Source organism: Polynucleobacter sp. UK-Kesae-W10 (assembly GCF_018881575.1).
Lineage (GTDB): Bacteria > Pseudomonadota > Gammaproteobacteria > Burkholderiales > Burkholderiaceae > Polynucleobacter.
This window is the reverse complement of record NZ_JACVQB010000003.1, coordinates 53,630-71,563: the sequence shown is the minus strand read 5'-3', so window position 1 is coordinate 71,563 and position 17,934 is coordinate 53,630. Positions and strand designations below refer to the sequence as shown.

Annotated in this window: 14 protein-coding genes; 5 read left to right on the top strand and 9 right to left on the bottom strand. The window is 46.9% G+C overall.

Annotated elements, in window-relative coordinates; translation table 11 throughout:
- Positions 1 to 31: 31 nt before the first annotated feature.
- Positions 32 to 1,438, bottom strand: coding sequence for a glutamate--tRNA ligase (gltX, locus tag ICN24_RS08080; RefSeq protein ID WP_216222822.1), 1,407 nt, complete (start codon positions 1,436 to 1,438; stop codon positions 32 to 34).
- 56 nt (positions 1,439 to 1,494) lie between these two features.
- Between gltX and ICN24_RS08075 the strand changes: the two genes are divergently transcribed.
- Positions 1,495 to 2,460 carry an Hsp33 family molecular chaperone HslO gene (locus ICN24_RS08075; RefSeq protein ID WP_216222821.1) on the top strand — a complete coding sequence of 322 codons (966 nt, stop codon included), beginning with the start codon at positions 1,495 to 1,497 and terminating at the stop codon, positions 2,458 to 2,460.
- A gap of 25 nt (positions 2,461 to 2,485) precedes the next feature.
- Here the strand turns inward: ICN24_RS08075 and ftsB are convergent, their stop codons facing one another.
- Genes ftsB through ICN24_RS08055 form a run of 4 tightly spaced genes read right to left on the bottom strand, consistent with a single transcriptional unit; the run spans position 2,486 to position 6,658 of the window.
- Entirely contained in the window at positions 2,486 to 2,791 is a 306-nt protein-coding gene (gene ftsB / locus ICN24_RS08070) for a cell division protein FtsB (protein ID WP_216222820.1), read from the bottom strand.
- Positions 2,792 to 2,797: 6 nt separating this feature from the next.
- On the bottom strand, positions 2,798 to 4,084 hold the full coding sequence (gene eno, locus ICN24_RS08065; RefSeq protein ID WP_216222819.1) for a phosphopyruvate hydratase: 1,287 nt from the start codon (positions 4,082 to 4,084) through the stop codon (positions 2,798 to 2,800).
- A gap of 40 nt (positions 4,085 to 4,124) precedes the next feature.
- A complete protein-coding gene (kdsA, locus tag ICN24_RS08060) occupies positions 4,125 to 4,988 on the bottom strand; it encodes a 3-deoxy-8-phosphooctulonate synthase (RefSeq protein WP_216222818.1) in 864 nt (287 codons plus the stop codon).
- An 8-nt stretch (positions 4,989 to 4,996) separates the two neighbouring features.
- The gene (locus ICN24_RS08055; RefSeq protein WP_216222815.1) at positions 4,997 to 6,658 is read right to left on the bottom strand and encodes a CTP synthase; all 1,662 of its coding nucleotides are present in this window, start codon (positions 6,656 to 6,658) and stop codon (positions 4,997 to 4,999) included.
- A gap of 13 nt (positions 6,659 to 6,671) precedes the next feature.
- On the opposite strand from ICN24_RS08055, the gene ICN24_RS08050 reads away from it, so the two are divergent.
- The 3 genes from ICN24_RS08050 (at position 6,672) to ICN24_RS08040 (ending at position 10,138) form a co-directional block, all read left to right on the top strand.
- Positions 6,672 to 7,199, top strand: a complete 528-nt coding sequence (locus ICN24_RS08050) for a DUF2147 domain-containing protein (RefSeq protein ID WP_255532617.1) — start codon at positions 6,672 to 6,674, stop codon at positions 7,197 to 7,199.
- Positions 7,196 to 7,384: a superinfection immunity protein gene (locus ICN24_RS08045; RefSeq protein WP_216222807.1), complete on the top strand. Its 189-nt coding sequence runs from the start codon at positions 7,196 to 7,198 to the stop codon at positions 7,382 to 7,384. Before ICN24_RS08050 ends, ICN24_RS08045 begins: the two co-directional genes overlap by 4 nt.
- Before the next feature lie 168 nt (positions 7,385 to 7,552).
- Positions 7,553 to 10,138 (top strand): bifunctional aconitate hydratase 2/2-methylisocitrate dehydratase, encoded by a 2,586-nt coding sequence (locus tag ICN24_RS08040; RefSeq protein ID WP_216222805.1) that lies wholly within the window; start codon positions 7,553 to 7,555, stop codon positions 10,136 to 10,138.
- Positions 10,139 to 10,216: 78 nt separating this feature from the next.
- Here ICN24_RS08040 and ICN24_RS08035 read toward each other — a convergent pair whose 3' ends face one another.
- The 3 genes from ICN24_RS08035 to ICN24_RS08025 are packed head-to-tail and all read right to left on the bottom strand — an operon-like array spanning position 10,217 to position 15,727.
- Entirely contained in the window at positions 10,217 to 10,972 is a 756-nt protein-coding gene (locus ICN24_RS08035; protein WP_216222804.1) for a spermidine synthase, read from the bottom strand.
- Positions 10,973 to 10,984: 12 nt separating this feature from the next.
- Positions 10,985 to 15,031 (bottom strand): phosphoribosylformylglycinamidine synthase, encoded by a 4,047-nt coding sequence (gene purL, locus ICN24_RS08030; RefSeq protein ID WP_216222803.1) that lies wholly within the window; start codon positions 15,029 to 15,031, stop codon positions 10,985 to 10,987.
- 21 nt (positions 15,032 to 15,052) lie between these two features.
- Positions 15,053 to 15,727, bottom strand: coding sequence for an ABC transporter ATP-binding protein (locus ICN24_RS08025; RefSeq protein ID WP_216222802.1), 675 nt, complete (start codon positions 15,725 to 15,727; stop codon positions 15,053 to 15,055).
- A 2-nt stretch (positions 15,728 to 15,729) separates the two neighbouring features.
- Here ICN24_RS08025 and ICN24_RS08020 point away from each other — a divergent pair, with 2 nt between their 5' ends.
- The gene (locus ICN24_RS08020; protein ID WP_216222801.1) at positions 15,730 to 16,401 is read left to right on the top strand and encodes an arylesterase; all 672 of its coding nucleotides are present in this window, start codon (positions 15,730 to 15,732) and stop codon (positions 16,399 to 16,401) included.
- On the opposite strand, the gene ICN24_RS08015 is transcribed toward ICN24_RS08020, so the two are convergent.
- Positions 16,398 to 17,861, bottom strand: a complete 1,464-nt coding sequence (locus ICN24_RS08015) for a peptidylprolyl isomerase (RefSeq protein WP_216222800.1) — start codon at positions 17,859 to 17,861, stop codon at positions 16,398 to 16,400. The two genes, ICN24_RS08020 and ICN24_RS08015, sit on opposite strands and share 4 nt — an antisense overlap.
- Between the last annotated feature and the right edge of the window lie 73 nt (positions 17,862 to 17,934).

The window sequence follows — 17,934 nt, the reverse complement described above, 5'->3', positions numbered from 1 at the left end:
TAGCCTATTTTTGTGCAAGTGCGCAAATTGCTTAAGAGACGACCCTGGAGAGCCTATTTATAGCCTCGTCTTTACCCAGAACTACCAATACAGAATCAATGGCTGGGGTCTGAGTTGTTGCAAAAAGTGCGTAACGAACCGGCATGGCCAGGGCTGGCATTTTGATCTGGTGCTGGGCTAAAACCTGTTTAAAAGCGGCGCTATAAGCCTCCTTTTTGGGTTCAGCCTGGGCAATTGCCGCAATCAAGTCCTTAAGCGCAGGAATAATGGCCTCCGGAATGTTTTGAGCGATTTGCTCAGCACTGAACTGTGGTGCAGGAAGATAAAACAACTTCGCACCTTCAGCAATTTCGATCAAAGTATTAGCGCGATCTTTTAAGAGATTGACCACTTGTACAAAGTCTGGCCCCTGCTCTGTATCCATTCCCAATTCGTGGGCAAAAGGTTTTGTAGCCTCAGCTAATGTTGCAGGATCGGCTTGCTGAATGTACTGATGATTTAACCAAAGTAGTTTCTCGGGATTGTGTTGCGCTGGAGAGCGGCCAAGACTGTCTAAATCAAACCAAGCAACAAACTGCTCTTTGCTAAATACTTCCGCATCACCATGAGACCAACCCAATCTTGCAAGATAATTCAAGATGGCTTCGGGAAGATAGCCGGCCTTCTGATAATCGCGCACGCTCATCGCACCATTGCGCTTACTCATCTTTTCGCCTGCATCATTTAAGACGGTCGGGAGATGAGCATAAATGGGGGGTGTACCCCCTAAAGCCTTCATGATATTGATCTGACGGGGGGTGTTGTTCACGTGGTCATCGCCACGGATTACATGGGTGATTTTCATATCCAGATCATCTACGACTACGCAAAAGTTATAAGTCGGCGTACCATCAGGACGAGCAATAACAAGATCATCGAGCTCATCGTTAGAAATTTCGATTTGACCTTTAACGGCATCATCCCAAACGACTGAGCCGCCAATAGGATTTTTAAAACGAATCACCGGATTTACATCAGCCGGAATCGGTGGCAACACCTTACCCGGTTCGGGCCTCCATAAGCCGTTATAGCGCGGCTTTTCTTTATTGGCCATTTGAGCATCTCGTAATGCATTTAGCTCAGCCTCACTCATGTAGCACGGATAGGCCAAACCAGCATCAAGCATTTGTTTAATGACTTCACGGTAGCGATCAATACGCTGCATTTGATAGATTGGACCTTCATCAATATCCATACCTAGCCATGCCATGCCTTCGATAATGACGTCGACAGCTTCTTGTGTAGAGCGCTCTAAATCAGTATCTTCAATGCGCAAAATGAAATCGCCCTGATTGTGTCGAGCAAAAGCCCACGGATAAAGAGCGCTACGCAGGTTTCCCAGATGTATAAAGCCCGTGGGACTAGGGGCGAAACGTGTACGAATATGCATAGTTGACATTATCTCAGGTCAGGCAAAAATGACGCCAATTTCAAAAAACGTGGATACTTTACGTTATGAATGAACTACTGGTATTTATGTGCGATGGCGCCCCAGTCCGCGGGGAAATAGTATCGATTGGATCAGCCTGGCAGGCCGTTTTGGAGCGCCGGAATGATCCGCCCGCAGTGCGTCGTATCTTAGGGGATTTTGTGGGTGCAGCCACCCTGCTAAGTGCTAGCCTGAAGTTTGACGGCACACTCATCATTCAGGCCCAAAGTAAGGGCCCAATTCAATTGCTTGTCGTCGAATGCAAATCCGATCTTTCTATGCGCGCCACCGTAAAACTATCGGTAGAACCTGAAGAAATCGCTGATAACGCAAGTTTGGGAGAGTTATTGGACGCCAGCAATACTGGTCGACTAGTCATCACTTTAGATCCCGCCAAGCGAGAGCCTGGTCAGCCCCCTTACCAAGGCATAGTTGCTCTACAAGAACATCGCGGCAATCGAGTGCAGCCTGTCTCATGTGCTGCGGAAGCAATTGCGCTGTATATGCAGAACTCAGAGCAACTCGAAACTAGAATTTGGCTCGCCTCGAACGACAACATGGTCGGCGGCCTATTATTGCAACGCCTGCCAGACTCTGGCGGCCATGCCCATTTAGATCCTCAAGTTGCAGCTGAGGGTTGGTCACGCATACAAACCCTGGGTGAGACCATTACAAGCGAAGAGCTTTTAACCCTTACGCCAGAAACTATATTACGTCGCCTGTTTCTAGAGGAGTCTGAACACAATGGTGTTAGAAGCTTTCCGCCGCGGCCCATTCGCTTTGCATGCCGCTGTTCGCGCACTAAGGTAGCCGACGTTTTGAGGATGCTCGGTGAGGAAGAGGTACAAAGCATCCTCGCTGAACAAGGCACTGTTGAAACGATTTGCGATTTTTGCGCCAAGCCATACCGTTTTGACGCAGTAGACTGTTTGCAAGTTTTTAAAACAGATCTTTTAAGTGACGCAACACGTCCACCATCCAGCGGTCACTAACGACGCATCATTAACGCATCTTGATTTATTGCTTGGTTGGAGTAACAGCTGCAGATTTTTCAGTCGGTAGTATTTGCACAAAGAACTCGCCTTCTTTGATTAATCCATGCTCAACACGGGCGCGCTCTTCGATTGCTCGAGTACCATCTTTCAGATCTTTAACGTCACCAGCGAGCTTTGCATTGCGGAGAGCCAAGAGACTATTTTTAGCCTCTTGAAGCTCAACCTGCTTCTCCATCTCATAGACCTTTAGCCACCCACCCTTACCCAGCCATAAGGGGTACTGGATTGCGATCAACAATACCAGCATTGAATAGATGACAATCCGCATCGGGCTTTAGCGCTTGAGGTTGTAGAACACTGACTTACCAGGATAAGTCGCTACATCACCCAAATCTTCTTCAATACGCAACAGTTGATTGTATTTGGCGATGCGATCAGAGCGAGATAAAGAACCCGTCTTGATTTGTCCTGCATTGGTACCTACTGCGATATCAGCAATGGTGCTGTCTTCAGTTTCACCAGAGCGATGTGAAATGACTGCAGTGTAATTAGCGCGCTTTGCCATTTCGATTGCAGCAAAGGTTTCTGTCAGCGTGCCGATTTGGTTGATTTTGATCAGAATCGAATTGGCAATGCCCTTTTCGATACCTTCTTTCAAAATTCGTGTATTGGTCACAAACAAATCATCACCAACCAATTGGATTTTTTTTCCGAGTTTTTGGGTAATGTCAGCCCAGCCATCCCAATCGCTCTCATGCATGCCATCCTCAATCGATACGATTGGAAACTGATCTGCCAAATTACCTAGGTAGTCAGAAAACTCGCTAGAAGTCAGTTGCAAGCCTTCGCCTGATAAGTGGTACTTACCATCTTTGTAAAACTCACTAGCTGCGCAATCCAAGGCCAAGAGAACATCTTCACCAGCCTGATAACCAGCGCCTTCAATGGCCTTCATGATTGTTTGTAGACACTCTTGGTTGCTTTTAAAGTTAGGAGCAAAACCACCCTCATCCCCAACCGTAGTGGGCATTCCCTGAGCGCCAATAATTTTTTTGAGCTCATGGAAAATTTCAGCCCCACAACGCAATGCATCACGGAAATTTTGGGCACCAACTGGCATCACCATAAATTCTTGAATATCGAGACTGTTATTGGCGTGTGCACCGCCGTTCACAATATTCATCATAGGCACCGGCAACTGCATGCCACCAGATCCACCAAAGTAACGATATAAAGGTAAGCCAGCCTCTTCTGCAGCTGCTCTGGCAACAGCCATCGATACGGCCAAAGTAGCATTGGCACCAAGGCGTGCTTTATTGTGCGTACCATCAAGCTCAATTAAGGTGTGATCCAAGAACGCCTGCTCGCTAGCATCTAAACCGAGAATGGTTTCAGCAATCTCTACATTGATGTTCTGTACCGCCTTTAAGACACCTTTACCTAAGTAACGAGACTTGTCACCATCACGCAATTCAATCGCCTCGCGAGAGCCTGTAGAAGCGCCCGATGGCACAGCTGCACGCCCCATCACTCCTGATTCCAGTAGTACATCGCACTCTACTGTTGGGTTGCCGCGTGAATCTAAAACTTCTCTACCAATGATGTCAACAATGGCGCTCATGCACCTTCTCCTTAAAACAATATGAAATGGGGTTAGCTAATTACTTAAGACTATCTTCTAAAAAAGAACCGCTGGATTTAACTACTGAATCAATTGCCACGAGTGATTCCAATAATTCCTTCATACGATGCAGTGGAACAGCATTAGGGCCATCCGACAGTGCTTTAGCAGGATCTGGATGCGTCTCCATGAAAAGTCCGCTAATACCGACAGCAACAGCAGCGCGGGCTAAAACAGGCACAAACTCACGTTGTCCGCCACTAGAACTTCCTTGGCCACCAGGCAACTGCACTGAGTGAGTAGCGTCAAATACTACAGGGGCACCAGACTCACGCAAAATCGCCAAGCTGCGCATATCTGAAACCAGATTGTTGTATCCGAACGATGCGCCGCGCTCGCAAACCATAAATTGATCCGCAAGATTTTTCTCAGCTGCAGCAGAACGAGCCTTCTCCACAACATTCAGCATTTCTTGAGGGGATAGAAATTGCCCTTTTTTAAAATTCACCGGCTTACCGCTTTGGGCGCAAGCGCGTATAAAGTCAGTTTGCCTACAGAGAAATGCTGGGGTTTGCAAAACGTCTACGACTTGGGAAACGGGTCCAATTTCACTAATGTCATGCACATCCGTTAGAACGGGGACTCCCACTTCCTTCTTGACCCTAGCCAAAATCTCAAGACCCTTCTCCATGCCCAGACCACGGAAAGAGTTTCCGGAGGAGCGGTTAGCCTTATCAAAAGAAGACTTGTAGATAAAAGGGATTTTTAGAGCACCAGTAATTTCTTTAAGCTCGCCTGCAATATCAATAGCAGACTGCTCTGACTCGATAACACAAGGCCCTGCGATGAGAAAGAATCGGTGATCAAGGCCAACGTCAAAACCACAAAGCTTAAATGTGCTCATAGCGCTCCTTAAGCTGGCTCTTTTAATGCAGCATGTTGATGCACTAATGCTGCATTAATAAAGGCTGAAAATAGTGGGTGACCATCACGCGGAGTAGACGTAAATTCAGGATGAAATTGCACACCAAAGAACCAAGGGTGCATTGAATCCGGAAGCTCCATCATCTCAGGGAGCGACTCATTAGGCGTTCTAGCAGAAATGATCAAACCGGATTGCTCAAGCTTAGGTACATAGACATTATTTACTTCATAGCGATGGCGATGACGCTCATTTACCTCGGCACCATAGATACGATGCGCCAAGGTACCGGCTTTTACAGGACAACGTTGCGAACCCAAGCGCATAGTGCCGCCCAGATCGGAGTCGTTAGTGCGTGTTTCAACTCGCCCTTCTCTATCTAGCCATTCAGTAATGAGAGCAACAACCGGGCTCTCTGTTTCAGCATCAAACTCAGTACTATTTGCCTGTCCAATTTGAGCAACATGGCGAGCAAACTCAATCACCGCTAACTGCATACCCAAACAAATACCTAAATAAGGAACCTGGTTTTCACGTGCATAACGAATGGCGGCAATCTTGCCTTCAGTACCACGTTTACCAAAACCACCCGGCACTAATATGGCATCGAGTTTTTTAAGGCACTCAGTTCCATCTTTTTCGATTACTTCAGAGTCAATGTAATTAATATTGACTTTTGTATGAGTGTGAATGCCTGCATGTCGTAATGCTTCAATCAAGGACTTATAAGATTCAGTGAGCTCTACATACTTACCAACCATACCAATCGTCACTTCGTGTTTTGGGTTTGCTAACTCATAAACTAAGTTAGCCCAAACTGATAGATCGGCTGGCTTGGCATTCAACTCCAATTCACGACAAATTAAATCGTCCATTCCTTGGGCATGAAGCATTTCCGGGATTTTATAAATCGTATCCACATCCCAAACAGAAATCACAGCCTCTTCTCGTACATTCGAGAATAAAGAAATCTTGGCGCGCTCGTCATCCGGAATCGGGCGATCAGCGCGACAAAGCAAGACGGTTGGCATGATACCGATCTCACGTAATTTTTGAACTGAGTGCTGGGTTGGCTTGGTTTTCAGTTCGCCCGCACTAGAGATAAAAGGCACAAGGGTTAAATGAACAAAGGCACAGCTATGCAATGGCAGGCGCAGACTCATTTGTCTTGCAGCCTCAAGAAATGGAAGTGATTCAATATCACCAACGGTTCCACCGATCTCGCAAATAGCAACATCTGCTTTGCCATCATGACTTGCTTTGGCACCACGCTCTACAAATGCCTGAATCTCATTAGTAATGTGCGGAATGACTTGTACCGTTTTACCCAGGTATTCGCCGCGACGTTCTTTGCTGATGACGGACTCGTAAATCTGACCAGTAGTGAAGTTATTACTCTTACGCATCTTTGCTGAAACAAAGCGCTCATAGTGACCTAAATCTAAATCGGTCTCGGCGCCGTCTTCGGTAACAAAAACCTCTCCGTGCTGGAGTGGACTCATAGTGCCCGGGTCAACGTTGATATAAGGGTCTAATTTTAGGAGGGTGACTTTCAGGCCGCGGGATTCGAGAATCGCGGCAAGCGAGGCAGCTGCGATTCCTTTCCCTAAAGAAGAAACCACACCACCAGTGACAAAAACGTATTTGGTCATCGCTTAAGCTCTGTTGGAAAAAGTAATTATAACGATAGCAATGGTGGATTTTGCAAAAACAAAAAGGGTAAGATCGCTACAAGCTATGAAAAAACGCCCTTTTATTCCTTCAATTGCCCTGCTGCTCAGTCTATGGGCATGGAAGATACTGGCCCAGACGCCAGACTCCATCACCGGGATCTGGAAGACCTTTGATGATGACACCCAGCAACCGGCAGCGATTGTCCAGATTTCTGAAAAAAATGGTGTTTATTCCGGGGTTATTTTGAAGATTCTGGACCCAAGCGCCCCATTAGTTTGCGATAAATGTACTGATAATCGCAAAGGCAAGCCAATTACTGGGATGGAAATTTTGACTGGCCTGAAAAAGGCTGGTGACTCCTATTCCGGCGGCCTGATCCTAGATCCAGATGATGGAGAAATCTACCGTGCCGAGATGAAACTTAAAGATCAGGGCTCTAAATTGGACCTGCGGGCCTATATTGGCATCCCCCTGCTGGGACGAACCCAAACCTGGATTAGAGAAAAGCAAGGACTATGAGACTTCTATTTGCTGTAATCATTACCATTCTGTCCCTTTTTTACTTTTTGCCATTTGCCATTGCATTCAATAAGAAACGGGCTAATACCGGTGCCATTTTTGCCCTAAACCTCTTTTTGGGCTGGTCCCTCATTGGCTGGGTGGTGGCTTTAGTTTGGGCTCTAAAAGAGGAGCAGGTCGTTTAAGTTCTCTATTCAGGCATTTGCCTAAAAAATAGGCATATATTTACCCGATGAATTTCTTAGGGTTTAAACTCTTATATAAGACTTAATTAAGTAACTATAATGAGCGAAATCGGGTGAAAATCCCAATTTGGCCTTTCTATTGATCACTTTTACCTCATAGGAAACACAATGTTAGAAGCCTATAACGCGCAAGTTGCTGAACGTGCAGCTCTCGGTATTCCAGCCCTCCCCTTAACCAAGGATCAAACCGCAGAACTGGTGAAGTTGCTCAAAAGCCCACCAGCAGGTAAAGAGGCGGAACTATTAGAGTTAATTACTCATCGCGTACCAGCCGGAGTGGATGATGCTGCTAAGGTAAAAGCAGAATTTTTAGATGCTATTGCCAAGGGTACAGAAAAATCACCTTTGATCTCCCGCATTAAGGCAACCGAATTATTAGGCACCATGCTTGGTGGCTACAACATCAAACCCTTGGTTGAGCTTTTAGCTGATGCCGAGTGTGGCGCTGCAGCAGCAGCAGCATTAAAGAAAACACTCTTGATGTTTGACTACTTCAATGATGTTCAAGAGCTTGCAGAAAAAGGTAATGCCAATGCCAAGGCAGTAATGCAAAGCTGGGCTGATGCCGAGTGGTTCACTAGCCGCCCTGCCGTCCCAGAAAGCATGAAGTTAACAGTTTTTAAAGTGACTGGCGAAACCAATACGGATGATCTATCTCCAGCCCCAGACGCTTGGAGCCGTCCCGATATCCCTTTGCATGCAACGATCATGCTCAAGAACCCACGCCCAGGGATTGAGCCAGATGAATCTGGTGTGCGCGGCCCAATGAAACAAATTGCCGCCCTGCAGAAAAAAGGCAATCAGATTGCTTACGTTGGTGACGTTGTTGGTACCGGCTCATCACGTAAATCTGCTACAAACTCTGTTCTCTGGTGGACTGGTCAAGATATTCCGTTTGTTCCTAACAAACGTTTTGGTGGGGTCTGCCTTGGTGGCAATATCGCTCCGATTTTCTTTAACACCATGGAAGACTCCGGTGCATTGCCAATTGAGTTAGATGTTTCCCAGATGAATATGGGCGATGAAATTGAGCTGCGCCCATATGAAGGTAAAGTATTTAAGAACGGCACAGAGATTGCCAGCTTCTCACTGAAATCTCCAGTAATCCTGGACGAAGTACGTGCCGGTGGCCGTATTCCATTGATCGTTGGTCGTGGCCTTACAGCCAAAGCGCGTGCTGCCTTAGGTTTACCAGCTTCTACTGAATTCCGTCTGCCAGTGAGCCCACCTGACAACAAAAAAGGCTTTAGCTTGGCCCAAAAAATTGTTGGTCGCGCCTGTGGTTTGCCAGAGGGCCAAGGCGTTCGCCCAGGCACCTACTGCGAGCCTCGCATGACAACAGTTGGCTCACAAGATACTACTGGTCCAATGACACGTGACGAGTTGAAAGACTTAGCATGCTTGGGCTTCTCTGCTGATTTGGTAATGCAATCTTTCTGCCACACCTCTGCATATCCAAAACCAGTTGATATCCGTACACAGCACGAATTACCACCGTTTATGACCAATCGTGGCGGTGTAGCCCTGCGTCCAGGTGATGGCGTTATCCATAGCTGGTTAAACCGCTTGCTATTGCCTGATACATGCGGCACTGGGGGCGATAGTCATACTCGCTTCCCAATCGGCATCTCATTTCCCGCTGGTTCAGGCTTGGTTGCTTTTGCGGCAGCGACTGGTGTAATGCCTTTAGATATGCCTGAGTCTGTATTGGTTCGCTTTAAGGGCAAGATGCAGCCTGGCATCACTTTGCGTGACTTAGTAAACGCCATTCCTTTGTACGCAATTAAAAAAGGGTTGCTTACTGTTGAGAAGCAAGGCAAGAAAAATATTTTCTCTGGCCGTATTTTGGAAATTGAAGGTCTGCCTGATCTGAAGGTTGAGCAGGCATTTGAATTGTCTGATGCATCTGCAGAACGCTCCGCTGGCGGCTGTACAGTTCACCTCAACAAAGAGCCAATCATTGAGTACATGCAATCGAATATCACTTTGATGAAGTGGATGATTGCTAATGGCTATGAAGATAAGCGCACTTTAGGTCGCCGTATCAAGGCTATGGAAGCATGGATTGCAAATCCTCAGCTGTTGAAAGCGGATGCGAATGCAGACTATGCAGAGATCATTGAAATCAATATCGATGAAATCAAAGAGCCGATTCTGGCATGCCCGAACGATCCAGATGACGTCAAAGTTTTGTCTGAAGTTGCTGGCGACAAGATTGATGAAGTCTTTATTGGTTCATGCATGACTAATATTGGCCACTTCCGCGCTGCAGGTCAGGTATTGCAAGGCAAGAAAGACATGCCAACCCGTTTATGGGTAGCCCCTCCAACGAAGATGGATGCCATGATTTTGATGGAAGAAGGCTACTACGGTATGTTGGGTGCAGCTGGTGCGCGCATGGAAAGTCCTGGTTGCTCACTGTGCATGGGCAACCAAGCGCAGATCCGCAAAGGTTCCACAGCGGTGTCGACATCTACACGTAACTTCCCTAACCGTCTTGGTATTGATACACGAGTCTATTTAGCCTCAGCTGAATTAGCCTCTGTAGCAGCACTTCTCGGACGTTTACCAACTCCTAGCGAATACTTGGAGCAAGTGAAAGCCCTTGAAGCCAAATCTGGTGAGGTTTACAAATACATGAGTTTTGATAAGCTCAAGTCATTTAGCGACGTAGCCGATACCGTAACTGTGTAATCGAGGCACTTCCCAGAATTACTCTGGGGAAATAAAAAAGGCGATCAAATGATCGCCTTTTTCTTTTGCTGCCCATTATTAAATCGACAGCTTATCTTCTTGTCTGGCATTTTCTCGGCTGATACCAGAGACCCATTTGTTTGTAGGTAGGCCTGTTTTTTCGAGTATAAGTTTTGCACGCTTGGATACATCTTTCCATTCGGCTTCCAGCTTTGGGCCTTTAAAGGCAATAGCAACTACATTGCAATCGTGAGATTCGGGAAATAACAGCACGCGATTATCAAAGGCTTCGCAGATGTTCATTAAGTTCACATCAAAACTTTTGTGACGTGAAAATAAGTTCACCGTCATGACACCAGGGCCTTTCAAGATGTCGTAACAACCTTTGTAGAAGTCTAATGAGCTAGCAACTGGCCCATCACATATCGCATCATATAAATCTACTTGGACTGCATCGAATTGCGCTTTGTTTTTACGATCCCGAACAAAGGCCTTGGCATCAGCCTGCAAGGTTTCCAATCTACGGTCGTCATCTGGCATAAAGAACATGGATCTGGCAGCAACAATCACTGCTGGATTAAGTTCTACAACAGTCGTTTTGACTGCTGGGCAATAGCGATGATGAAATTTAGCCAATGCGCCAGTACCCAAGCCCAATTGTGCAATTTTCATACCTGGCTTGGTTTCTAAAAATAGTAGCCAGGCCATCATTTGCTGGTTGTACTCTAGGTATATCTCATCTGGATCGCGAATACGCATTGCGCCTTGGATAAGCTCGCTACCAAAATGAAGATAGCGAATGCCACCACTCTCAGAAAACGTTACCGGCTCCATTGCAAACACGGATTATTTAGCCCACACACGAGCATTACGGAATAATCGCATCCACGGACTTGCGCCATCCGGCGTATTCAACCACTCAGGTGGGCACCAGCTCATTTGCGCGGCACGGAATACGCGCTCTGGATGCGGCATCATCACCGTAAAGCGACCGTCAGGCGTAGTGACACCAGTCAACCCACCCGGAGATCCATTTGGATTCATTGGATAAACTTCTGTTGGATTGCCTTGGTGATCTACAAAACGCAATGCGGCTAAGCCCTGCTGATCAATCTTCAACAGGTCACCCTGCTGACTGAAATTAGCAAATCCTTCGCCATGAGCAATCGCAATCGGCAATTGACTTCCTTCCATGCCTTGAGTGAAGATCGAAGGTGAGGCCAAAACTTCGGCCATGACTAAACGGGCTTCATATTGCTCTGATTGATTGCGTGTAAATTTTGGCCAAGCTTCTGCACCAGGAATAATAGTTGATAAGTTACTCATCATTTGACAACCATTACATACACCCAGCGCAAAGCTATCTTGTCGGGCAAAGTAGCTGGAGAATTGATCACGCAACTGTTGATTAAACAGAATCGTCTTCGCCCAGCCCTCACCTGCCCCGAGGACGTCGCCGTAGCTAAATCCGCCACAAGCAATCAAACCACGGAAGTCTGCCAATTTCGCTTTGCCGTTTAATAAGTCAGACATATGCACGTCATAACTATCAAACCCAGCCCAATTTATCGCATAAGCCATTTCTACATGGGAGTTCACACCCTGTTCGCGCAAGATTGCAACTTTGGGTCTTACGTTTTTGTTAATGAATGGAGCAGCAATATCTTCGGCTGGATTAAAGCTTAGCTTTGGTGTCATGCCGGGATCGGACAAGACATCTAATAAGGCAAACTCCGAATCAGCGCATACCGGGTTGTCGCGTAAACGGGCAATTTGATAGCTTGTATTGGTCCACATCTTCTGCAGCACCTCACGTGGCTCTGCAAAGATATTTTTAGCGTCGCGCCAAATCTCGATGCGACCATTAGTGTTAGGCTTACCAATTACATGACTATAAGCACTCAATCCAAATTGACGCAATAACGCAAATACGGCATCACGTTCAGAGCGACGAATCTGAATGACAGCACCCAGCTCTTCATTAAATAACGCGCGCATAGTTTGCTCGTGGCGACGACCTGAAACTTGTTGAGCCCAGTTCTTGGCATCCCCATGATCTGGTTCTTGACCAACATCCACTGCAATCATGTCGACATTAATCGATATCCCAGTATGCGAGGCAAAGGCCATTTCAGCTACACAAGCCAACAAGCCGCCATCTGAGCGGTCATGATAAGCAAGCACCTTGCCCTCTTGTCGCAACTGAATCATTACCGATGCTAAGGCCTTGAGATCATCCGGATGATCTAAATCGGGAGCAGCTTTGCCAGATTGGCTGAGTACCTGTGCCAAGATACTGCCGGCCATACGATTCTTGCCGCGACCTAAATCAATCAGGATGAGCTCAGTCTCTAGAGAGGAGCCGTCTGTATTTTTGAGTTGGAGCAAAGGGGTATTGGTTTTGCGTACGTCTTGGACAGCAGCAAAGGCAGAAATAATGAGCGACACGGGAGCGACAACCTTTTTCGCCTGATCTCCATCCTTCCACTCAGTAGCCATGGACAAGGAATCTTTGCCAACCGGGATAGAGATGCCTAGAGCTGGACATAGCTCCATGCCAACTGCTTTGACAGAATCATATAACTTGGCATCTTCACCCGGAGCACCGCAGGCCGCCATCCAGTTCGCCGAAAGTTTGACGTCTTGCAGTTGACGAATATCTGCTGCCAACAAATTGGTAATAGCCTCACCAACAGCCATTCGCGCTGCTGCAGGCGCATCAATCACGGCCAATGGAGTTCGTTCACCCATGGTCATGACTTCGCCACGGTAACCCTTGTAGTCCATCAGAGTAACCGCGCAGTCCGCTACAGAAACTTGCCAAGGCCCCACAAATTGATCTCGGGCATTCAGTCCGCCAACAGTTCTATCACCAATCGTAATGAGGAAGGATTTGCTAGCAACCGTTGGTTGTTGCAATACCCAAGCAATCGATTGAGCAAGATCTGCATCCGTTACATCTAATTCAGTAAAAGATTGAGTAACCCTTTTAACGTCTCGGTGCATGCGTGGTGGTTTGCCTAGCAATACTTCCATCGGCATGTCGATCGGCAGCGCCGGATCTGATCCAGGAGCTTGCTTAGAATCCAATAGCTGCAATTGACGTTCAGCAGTAGCCTCACCAACTACAGCAAAAGGACAACGCTCACGCTCGCAGAAGGATTTGAATAAATCGAGATCCTTCGCTTCAATTGCCAGTACATAACGCTCTTGTGACTCATTACACCAAATTTCTGCAGGACTCATACCGCTTTCTTCAAGCGGAACATTGCGGAGCTTAAAGCTAGCCCCAAGACCAGCGCCATCTGCCAATTCAGGGAATGCATTCGATAAACCGCCCGCGCCTACATCATGAATCGAAACGATAGGATTGTTTTCACCTAATGCACGGCAAGCATTAATCACTTCCTGCGCGCGACGCTCCATCTCTGGGTTGCCACGCTGAACAGAGTCAAAATCTAAATCGGCTGTATTGGTACCAGTTGCTACGGAGCTACCTGTAGCGCCGCCCATACCAATACGCATACCTGGACCACCAAGCTGAATCAGAAGATGTCCGGATTGAATTTGTTTTTTCTCAGTGTGAATTGAATCAATACTTCCAATGCCACCCGCAATCATGATCGGCTTGTGATAACCGCGACGCGTACCGTCTAAAGTTTGCTCAAAGACTCGGAAGTAGCCACCGAGAATAGGACGTCCAAATTCATTATTAAATGCTGCACCGCCTAAGGGGCCATCAATCATAATTTGCAGTGGCGTCGCAATACGCTCCGGCTTGCCATACTGCTCACTTTCCCACGGAAGATTAGTTCCAGGGATATTCAGATTTGAAACAGAGAAACCAGTCAAGCCCGCCTTTGGCTTACCACCAATACCTGTTGCGCCTTCATCACGAATCTCGCCACCAGCGCCAGTAGAGGCACCAGGAAAAGGAGCGATTGCCGTGGGGTGATTATGGGTCTCTACCTTCATTAAGGTGTGAACCAAACGGGTATCTTTTTGATATTGATGCTCAGCACCCCGAGGCACCCAAGTTTCAGACTCGCAGCCAACCATCACTGCAGAGTTATCAGAGTAAGCAACGATGGTTCCTTCTGGTTGCAACTGATGGGTATTGCGGATCATGGCAAATAATGAGCGCTCTTGATCATCACCATCAATTGTCCAGCTGGAATTAAAAATCTTATGGCGACAATGCTCACTATTTGCTTGCGCGAACATAATGAGCTCCACGTCGCTAGGATTACGCCCTAAGCGAATGAAGTTTTCTGCAAGATAAGTCACTTCGTCATCTGACAGCGCTAAACCAAGCTCTTGGTTGGCTTTATCTAAGGCAGCCTTACCTTCGGTAAGAACGGGAATGCGCTTTAGAGGACGATCGTCCAAAGTTTGATAGAGCGCATTTGCCGCCTCAACAGATTCAATCACCGCTTCAGTCATGCGATCATGCACTGCCGCCAGAACCAATTGAACCTGATCTGCATTTAAGGTTTTGTTAGACTTCCATGCAAACTGCACACCACGCTCTATACGCAGCACATTCAGGCCGCATTGTTTAGCAATGTCTGTTGCCTTACTTGCCCAAGGCGATACTGTGCCTAGACGTGGAATGACGACAGCGCCCTGCACTTCGCTTGAGCCACTCTTGCCAATAGCAAACCAAGATTTTCCCTGGCTGATTTTGGACTGGAATGGTTGGCCATAGGTCAGCAGGCTGGCCAGGACCGTTTGATCGTCAGCACTGAGCTCAGACTCCGACCAAATAAAATGAAGATATTGCGCCTCAATCGACTCCAGCTCAATTCCTTGGGCCGATAAGGATGCTAAAAGTCGCTGTTGACGGAACAGGGAAAGCGCGTCAGCGCCAGGCAAAAAGTGGAAGAAAGACATCCCTAGATTATAAGGTTTTGCCTACAGCAAGCGTCCACCTTGCAGCCGTATCTGGCGCTGGCACCGGCTAGCCAAGGCTGGGTCATGGGTGACCAAGACTAGGGTCGATTTGCTGGCTAGATTGAGCTCAAAAAGTAGCTCAATCACCCTATCCCCACTTGACTCATCTAGGCTGCCCGTAGGCTCATCCGCAAACAGGATGTCGGGCTGGGTAATAAAGGCCCTTGCCAGAGCGACACGCTGCTGCTCTCCGCCAGAAAGGGTCTTTGGGAAGTGGTTTAGACGCCCCTGAAGGCCCACTTTTTCCAGCCAAACTTGAGCCTGCTCTTTAACCTTGGGTAATCCTCGCATTTCGGCCGGGAGCATCACATTTTCAAGAGCAGTTAAATGCGGCAGCAACTGGAAAGATTGAAAGACAAACCCAACATGGGAACCGCGTAATTGAGCCCGCCCATCTTCATTTAAATCACTGAGGTTCTGATCCATCAAACAGACATAACCAGAGCTGGGAACATCTAAACCGGCTAAAAGGCTCAGTAAAGTGCTTTTACCAGATCCAGAGGCTCCTGTAATAGCCACACTCTCTCCCCGCGCCAATTCAAAATGAATGTCGTGCAAAATGGATAAAGTGCCATCGTTAGTCTGAACGTTTTTACTAAGATGGTTTGCGCTGAGAACGGTTGCTGGAATACTCATAGATGAATCAAAGTGCTTACATGCCTTACATGATTAAAAATACCCTAATAGCAGGCTTATTTTGCCTGTTAATTTCCTTTATCACAGCAGCGCATGCAAATCCGGTCATATTGGTCATGGGCGACAGCTTGTCAGCTGAATACGGCATCACTCGCGGTACAGGCTGGGTAAAGCTACTGGAGGACCAGCTTAAAAAACAATCAAGCCCCTGGACCATATTTAACGCTAGCATCAGCGGTGAAACTACCGCTGGAGGGGCAACCCGACTGCCTGCTCTTTTAGAGAGCAAAAGGCCTGGAATTGTCTTACTAGAGCTGGGCGCCAATGATGCCTTGCGCGGGCTTTCCATAGAACAAACACAGCAAAATTTACGCAAAATGATTTTGATGTGTAAACAATCAGGATCAAAGGTACTACTCTTCGGAATGCAAATCCCGCCAAACTATGGACAGAGCTACACAAGCCAATTTAAAGATCTTTATCCAATGCTTGCAAAACAAGAAGGTGTTACTCTGCTACCCTTTTTTATGGCCGGAATAGTTAATAACAAATCGCTTTTTCAGGCAGACAACATTCACCCGAATGAAGCGGCACAAATTATTCTCTTTAAAAACGTATGGGGCTCAATGGCCCCATATCAATCGCTCCTGCAACGTTCGCAGCAAGTGAATTAACTGCCGACCCCACTTGAGAGTGGCTTTAATGGGTTGATGACTTTGACTGCGGCAGCATCACGCCAGTAACCCATAAAGCTGGCAAATTCAGCTTGAGCATTTAAGGCTTGGATTTGCTGCGCTTGTGCTTTATGAATCTTTGTATCCACACCAGCAGGCTGACGCACTTGATCCACGCGATACAAGGTAGTACCAACTCCAGGATTGCTCACTGAAACGACTGCCGGCAACTGATCTGAATTAATAGACATCACATCATCAAGGGCTGGGCCAATTAAATTAGCGGGCTTGTTGCGAGACACCCAGATAGGGGCAGCAAATCCGCTGGAAACTTTAGGGTCCTTCTGTAAAACAGCAAATCGCTCTGCTGCTGCAGCTACCGCTAGCTTTTCTGCTGCGCGTTGACTAACTTGACGTTTCACTTCCGAGGCAACCTCTTTGTAAGGCATGATTTGCGCGGGGTGAAAGGTAATAACCCGAGCCGATACAAAAACACCAGGAGCGGTTTGCACTGCTTCAATATTTCGCTTGTTCTTTAGCGCCTCATCACCAAAAAGTGACTGAACTACTTTAGGGCTTGCTAAAGGGTGATCTTTAGAGACACCCATTGGGCCAGAGCGAGTCAAACCCTTTTGGGTTTGTACATTAAGCTTTAATTTGTCAGCCGCAGGCTTGAGGCTGTCAGACTGGTCATAGGTCAAATTAGCAAATTGATCTGCTTTATCGCTAAAAGACTTGGCATCTTCTTTGGGATCTGCTTTCAACACAATATATTCGACATCAACATATTCCGGACTCTCAAAGAGTTTGGTATTTGCATTGTAAAAAGCCTGTAGCTCTTCCTGGCTTGGATTCACCTTGCCAAGGAAGTCTTTGGCATCAAAGGACATTGCTTGTACCTGACGTTCTGTTTCATACAGGGTTGACACGATCTCAGCAAGCTTTGGCGTACCGATTTCAGTGCGCGCTACTGAGTTTACTAGCTGGCCAATTTTTAAATCAAAAGCCTGACTGGCATAAAACTGCTCTTCATTGATGCCATTGTTGGCTAGCAATTGTTTAAAGCGTGCGTCATCAAAACTTCCATCTTGACGATACATCGCGCGAATCTGTGGAATATTCTGCAAACTTTTAATGAGAGCTTCTTTACCCACTTGAAGGCGTAGATTAACTACAGCAAAACCTAAAATACGCTGCTGCAGTAACTCATTCAGAATCGCTTGACGAAATTGCAAGCTTTGGGCGATTTGCAGACTACCGCCCACACGTTCGGCCTGGCGCTTGGCTGCCGTATCAACTTCTTGAGCGGTAATTGGCTTGCCGTTCACTTTGATCAGGTCAGTTTCTTTATCCAGAAAACCGGAATAGCTTGAAATACCAAACATCACAAAGGATGGAACAATGAATAACATCAGTACAAGCTGAAGTATTTTTTGATGCTTACGTACGGTATCAAACATGAATAGGTTCGCTAGTAATTAAAAATAAAATTGCGTGGAATGACGCTAGTTTACTAGGCACAAAGACTTTGGG

Bases quoted from the DNA above. Each gene is read 5' to 3' on its own strand.
- ICN24_RS08075 (WP_216222821.1), top strand. From the start codon at position 1,495: ATGAATGAACTACTGGTATTTATGTGCGATGGCGCCCCAGTCCGCGGG.
- ICN24_RS08035 (WP_216222804.1), bottom strand. From the start codon at position 10,972: ATGGAGCCGGTAACGTTTTCTGAGAGTGGTGGCATTCGCTATCTTCAT.
- ICN24_RS08020 (WP_216222801.1), top strand. From the start codon at position 15,730: ATGAATCAAAGTGCTTACATGCCTTACATGATTAAAAATACCCTAATA.
- gltX (WP_216222822.1), bottom strand. From the start codon at position 1,438: ATGTCAACTATGCATATTCGTACACGTTTCGCCCCTAGTCCCACGGGC.
- ICN24_RS08015 (WP_216222800.1), bottom strand. From the start codon at position 17,861: ATGTTTGATACCGTACGTAAGCATCAAAAAATACTTCAGCTTGTACTG.
- ICN24_RS08025 (WP_216222802.1), bottom strand. From the start codon at position 15,727: ATGAGTATTCCAGCAACCGTTCTCAGCGCAAACCATCTTAGTAAAAAC.
- ftsB (WP_216222820.1), bottom strand. From the start codon at position 2,791: ATGCGGATTGTCATCTATTCAATGCTGGTATTGTTGATCGCAATCCAG.
- ICN24_RS08040 (WP_216222805.1), top strand. From the start codon at position 7,553: ATGTTAGAAGCCTATAACGCGCAAGTTGCTGAACGTGCAGCTCTCGGT.
- ICN24_RS08055 (WP_216222815.1), bottom strand. From the start codon at position 6,658: ATGACCAAATACGTTTTTGTCACTGGTGGTGTGGTTTCTTCTTTAGGG.
- kdsA (WP_216222818.1), bottom strand. From the start codon at position 4,988: ATGAGCACATTTAAGCTTTGTGGTTTTGACGTTGGCCTTGATCACCGA.
- ICN24_RS08045 (WP_216222807.1), top strand. From the start codon at position 7,196: ATGAGACTTCTATTTGCTGTAATCATTACCATTCTGTCCCTTTTTTAC.
- purL (WP_216222803.1), bottom strand. From the start codon at position 15,031: ATGTCTTTCTTCCACTTTTTGCCTGGCGCTGACGCGCTTTCCCTGTTC.
- eno (WP_216222819.1), bottom strand. From the start codon at position 4,084: ATGAGCGCCATTGTTGACATCATTGGTAGAGAAGTTTTAGATTCACGC.